The following is a 5,183-nucleotide window of genomic DNA, read 5'->3' on the forward strand; positions in this document are numbered from 1 at the left end:
ATCTACGCCGGTAACGCCATCGCCACCGTGCAGTCGCAGGATGCGATCAAAGTGATCACCGTGCGCACCTCGGCGTTCGACAAGGCTGCGGCCGAGGGTGGCAGTGCTGCCGTGGAAACACTGGACACCGCCTGTGATGCCGGCACATCCAGCTTTGTCGGTGAAGAGCTGGTCAAATCCGACCGCCCCGACCTGACCGCGGCCCGTGTCGTCATCTCCGGTGGCCGAGGCATGGGCAACGGCGAGAACTTTGCCCTGCTGGAAAAAGTGGCCGATAAACTGGGTGCCGCCATCGGTGCTTCCCGTGCGGCGGTGGATGCCGGTTTTGTGAGCAACGACCTTCAAGTGGGCCAGACCGGTAAGATCGTAGCCCCCGAGCTCTATATTGCTGTCGGTATCTCCGGTGCCATACAGCATCTGGCGGGGATGAAAGAGTCCAAAGTGATCGTGGCGATCAACAAGGACGAAGAAGCGCCGATCTTTCAGGTGGCCGATTACGGACTGGTGGGGGATCTGTTTGAGGTATTGCCGGAGTTGGAGTCGAAGCTTTAAACCACTCTGACAACGCGGAGCCGTCTAAGTCAGCAGTGCTCGGCCAACAGGGCTACTGTGCACTGACACGCTGTGAACCCATCCCTGGGCGCTCGACTGCCGCCGTCCCTGGCGGCAGACGGTCAGTGAACAGCAACCCTGCTGTCCTATGCGAGTCTGCTGCCACACCCTGCACAGGGGATAGATGGGTTCGGAGAACCTGAACAGGCCCGGGACTTAGAGAACCCCTTCCGTGCAGCCGAGCATCGCAGGTTGGCAGCGGTAAAGGGGCCGGATGTTTGAGGCGAAGCCGAGTTTCCGGCACCGCGCTGACAGCTGAGACGCACAGGGGAGTCGGCGCAGCCGACCCAACGACAGGGGCGGCTTGGGATTGTTAAGGGACTTGTCCGCACAAGTTCCTTAACTCGCCCCCGGCGAAAACCGGCTGCCAAATGAAGGATTTACAGCGTGTCCCGAAAAAGCTAACTCCTTTCGGTTCCGCCGCTTAAAAATCAAGATATAAGGTGCCCAGATAGCTAGGGCACGATAAATAACAAGAGGTATGTATGCGCGAATCCATGGAATTTGATGTCGTTATCGTCGGAGCCGGGCCCTCCGGCCTGTCCGCTGCCTGCCGCCTGATGCAGCAGGCGCAGGAGGCTGAGCAGGAGCTGACCGTCTGCGTGGTCGAGAAAGGCTCCGAGGTGGGCGCGCATATCCTCTCCGGTGCGGTGATCGAATCCCGTGCGTTGGACGAGCTATTTCCCAACTGGAAAGACGCTCCTGTGGAGAGTCGCGCTCCACTGAATACCCCGGTTACCGCCGATGAGCTCTATCTGCTCAAGAGCGACAGCGCTGCCAAGAAACTGCCCAACGCCCTGATCCCCAAGACCATGCACAACACCGGCCATGGCCTGAACAACTACGTGGTCAGTCTGGGTAATCTTACCCGCTGGCTGGCGGAGCAAGCTGAAGGCCTGGGCGTAGAGATCTTCCCCGGCTTTGCGGCCGCCGAGGTGCTGTACAACGACGATGGCAGCGTTAAGGGTATTGCCACCGGTGATATGGGCGTTACCGCTGAAGGTGAGCAGGGTCCCAACTACATGGAGGGGATGGAGCTGCACGCCAAGTACACCCTCTTTGCCGAAGGCTGCCGCGGTCATCTGGGCAAACAGCTGATCAGTCAGTTCAAGCTCGATACTGAAGCCGATGCCCAGCACTACGGTATCGGTATCAAGGAGCTCTGGGATATCGATCCGGCCAAGCATCAACCGGGGCTTGTGGTGCATGGTTCCGGCTGGCCGCTTGAAGGCGATACGACCGGTGGGTTCTTCCTCTATCACCTGGAGAACAACCAGGCGGTGGTGGGTCTGATTGTGGATCTGAACTACACCAACCCCTGGCTCAGCCCCTTCGACGAGTTCCAGCGTCTCAAACACCATCCGGTGCTGTCCCAGCATCTGGAAGGCGGCAGCCGGGTGGCTTATGGCGCGCGCGCCATCACCAAGGGCGGCTTCAACGCCCTGCCCAAGATGACCTTCCCCGGTGGACTAGTGATCGGGTGTGATGCCGGGACGCTGAACTTTGCCAAGATCAAGGGCACCCATACCGCGATGAAATCCGGCATGCTGGCGGCGGAAGCGGTGTTCGAAGCGATTCAGGGCGGCAGTGAAGGCGGCACTGAACTGACAAGCTTTGCCGATAAGTTCAAGAATTCCTGGGTCTACGATGAGCTGTTCCGCTCCCGTAACTTTGGTCCGGCCATGCACAAATTCGGACCGATCCTGGGCGGGGCGTTCAATTTTGTCGATCAGAACCTGTTCGGCGGCAAGCTGCCGATCACCCTGCATGATGACAAGCCGGACTATGCTCAGATGAAACCGGCGGATCAGTGCACCAAGATCGACTACCCCAAACCGGATGGCACGCTCAGCTTCGATAAGCTCTCCTCGGTGTTTATCTCCAACACCAACCATGAGGAAGATCAGCCCTGCCACCTGAAACTGGCTGATCCGACGATACCGGTCAGCAAGAACCTGCCTACCTATGCCGAGCCTGCGCAGCGCTACTGCCCGGCCGGGGTGTATGAGGTCGTGGAGGAGGAATCCGGGCCCAAGTTCCAGATCAATGCGCAGAACTGTGTGCACTGTAAAACCTGCGATATCAAAGACCCGGCGCAGAACATCACCTGGGTGGTACCCGAAGGCGGTGGCGGCCCCAACTATCCCAATATGTAATTTGTTAGTGCCATCAACAATAAATGCCAGTCGGGGTTTACAATTTTGTAAACTCCGATAAATTGGTTTGATAAAGACGCATAACAAATACAAAAAATGACAAAAAAACGCCTCATCGACCGTTTTAACCTGCGGTCACGCCTCCATTTCGATATACAAAAGGGACATATCTGGCTCGATCAGAACCGGATGTTTCTTTTACACGCCTCTGCGTTTGCCGAGCTGCGGCGCGACCTCATCGAAAACTACGGTATCGAAAAAGCCAAAGGGACCCTACTGCGCATGGGATTCGTCTCTGGCCAGCAGGATGCAAGCCTGGCCTATAAGCTGTATGGCGAAGGGGATAACTACGACGTTTTCCGGGTAGGGCCTGAACTGCACGGGTTTGAAGGTGTAGTAAAAGCCGAGGTGACCGATGCGGATATTGATTGGGAAGCCGGTGTTTTTTATGGTCGCGCAGTTTGTGACGAGTCTCTGGAATCCGAGTGCCACACGCGAGTCTTCGGTGTCGGAGATCATGCAGTATGCTGGGCACTGGCAGGCTATGCGTCCGGTTATGTAACGGGTTTTTTCAAGCGGTTTATTGTCTTCAAAGAAGCGGAATGTACGGCCAAGGGCGACGATCACTGCGTCCTGATCGGTAAACCGGCTGAAGCCTGGGATGATCAGGAGTACGTTGATCTGTTTCGTCCCGAGCAGGTTGAACAGGATCTGGTGGCCATAGAACGGGAACTCAAAGAGCTTCGCGGAAAACGTGCTAAAGCGCCGGAACAGGGAAATCTGGTTGGCGAATCGGCTGGTTTCAAGCAATGCTTCGATATGCTCAGCAAAGCGGCGAAAGCCCCCATCTCAGTGCTGATACTGGGCGAAACCGGGGTTGGTAAGGAGGTGTTCGCCAAATGGCTGCACGAAAATAGCGATCGTAGTGAAGGGCCGTTCGTTCCCATCAATTGCGGTGCGATTCCCAGTGAATTGATCGAAGCAGAGCTATTCGGTGTCAGTCAGGGGGCTTACACAGGGGCTCAGCAATCCCGACCGGGCAAGTTTGAACGGGCTGATGGCGGTACGCTGTTTCTGGATGAATTGGGTGAGCTTTCGTTAGCGGCTCAGGTTAAGCTCTTGCGCGTGCTACAAACCGGTGACGTTGAGCGCTTGGGCGATGGCAAAATTCGTAAGGTCAATGTTCGACTTGTTGCCGCGACTAACGTGGATCTGAACCAGCAAATAGAGGAGGGGAATTTCCGCTCGGACCTCTACTATCGGTTATCAGCCTACCCGGTGGAGATACCGCCTCTGCGTGAACGTGTGTCCGACATAAAACTGTTGGTCAGAGCGATGATCGACAAATACGCGCCGGTGTATGACAAAACAGTGCGGGGTGTTACCGATGAGGCCATGAGTGAGCTGAGCCACTATGACTGGCCCGGTAACGTCCGTCAGCTTGAGAACGTTATCGAACGTGCGGTGCTTTTGCTCCCTGAAGATGGGTATATCAGTCTGGAGCAGCTCAAGCTCAACAGGGAGAAAAAGATGGTTGCCTCGGTCAATACTGACGGAGTTGTCAGCGAGGATCGGCTTGCTCAGTCGGGAGACTATTACGAAAAACTGAGCGATCAGGAATTAAAACTGCAACGCCACGAAGACCGATTGCTGGATGAAGCGATGAAGCGGGCTGGAGGTAATGTTTCCGAGGCTGCCAGGTTACTGGGCCTCACCCGGCGTCAGGTGGCCTACAAACTCTCCAAGCGTTAAATGCTCAAAAATCATTGTTCACTATGGAAGCTGTGATTAAGTCCGCGATACCGGGCTGATCCTCTATTCTTATCGGAGTGGCTCCTCAGGAGCGAGGATTTACCTGTCTTAGGTCGGTCATAACTGTCCTTTAAGGCAGTTCAGACGGATTAACCCTGTGCTCTCAACATCTGATCCACACGAACAACGTTGGCCAGCGCAAATAGCATCGCCAGTTTGCCGTCGTTTTTCTTCAGGCCGCGATAACGTGCTTTTACAAAGCCAAACTGGCACTTGATGATCCGGAAGGGGTGCTCCACTTTTGCCCGCACACTCGCCTTGAGATATTCGGTGCGGATTCTGACTTTGTTGATGCGGGGATGCTTTTTCAGAGCTTGGAGCGTCCCCGGTCTTTCTGCGATGTGCCAATCAGCTCGAACATGCTTCAACTCATCCCGTTTCTCCGCGCCACGGTATCCCGCGTCCGCGAAGATAAAGGACTCATCACCATGCAGTACATGACCGGCCTGATTAAGATCGTGCTCATGAGCCGCTGTCGTCGTGAAACTGTGAGTGACTCCGGTTCGCGCATCAACACCGATATGCGCCTTCATTCCAAAGTGCCAGTCATTGCCTTTCTTGGTCTGATGCATCTCCGGGTCACGCTCACCGGTTTTGTTTTTG

4 protein-coding genes are annotated in these 5,183 nt (G+C 55.7%); 3 read left to right on the plus strand and 1 reads right to left on the minus strand.

Annotation, left to right across the window (positions count from 1 at the left end; translation table 11 throughout):
* The 3 genes from G403_RS0120315 to G403_RS0120325 form a co-directional block, all read left to right on the plus strand.
* Positions 1-552: electron transfer flavoprotein subunit alpha/FixB family protein (locus G403_RS0120315; RefSeq protein WP_027855603.1), on the plus strand; the 552-nt coding region annotated here is incomplete at its 5' end.
* Between the two features lie 545 nt (positions 553-1,097).
* The gene (locus G403_RS0120320) at positions 1,098-2,768 is read left to right on the plus strand and encodes an electron transfer flavoprotein-ubiquinone oxidoreductase (protein ID WP_036234877.1); all 1,671 of its coding nucleotides are present in this window, start codon (positions 1,098-1,100) and stop codon (positions 2,766-2,768) included.
* A 96-nt stretch (positions 2,769-2,864) separates the two neighbouring features.
* Complete coding sequence (locus G403_RS0120325) at positions 2,865-4,520, plus strand: sigma-54-dependent Fis family transcriptional regulator (protein ID WP_027855605.1); 1,656 nt, start codon at positions 2,865-2,867, stop codon at positions 4,518-4,520.
* 149 nt (positions 4,521-4,669) lie between these two features.
* Here the strand turns inward: G403_RS0120325 and G403_RS0120330 are convergent.
* Positions 4,670-5,183 (minus strand): IS5 family transposase (locus tag G403_RS0120330; RefSeq protein ID WP_027855606.1); only part of this gene is annotated, 514 nt, incomplete at its 5' end.

The organism is Marinobacterium litorale DSM 23545, from assembly GCF_000428985.1.
GTDB classification, from domain to species: Bacteria; Pseudomonadota; Gammaproteobacteria; order Pseudomonadales; family Balneatricaceae; genus Marinobacterium_D; species Marinobacterium_D litorale.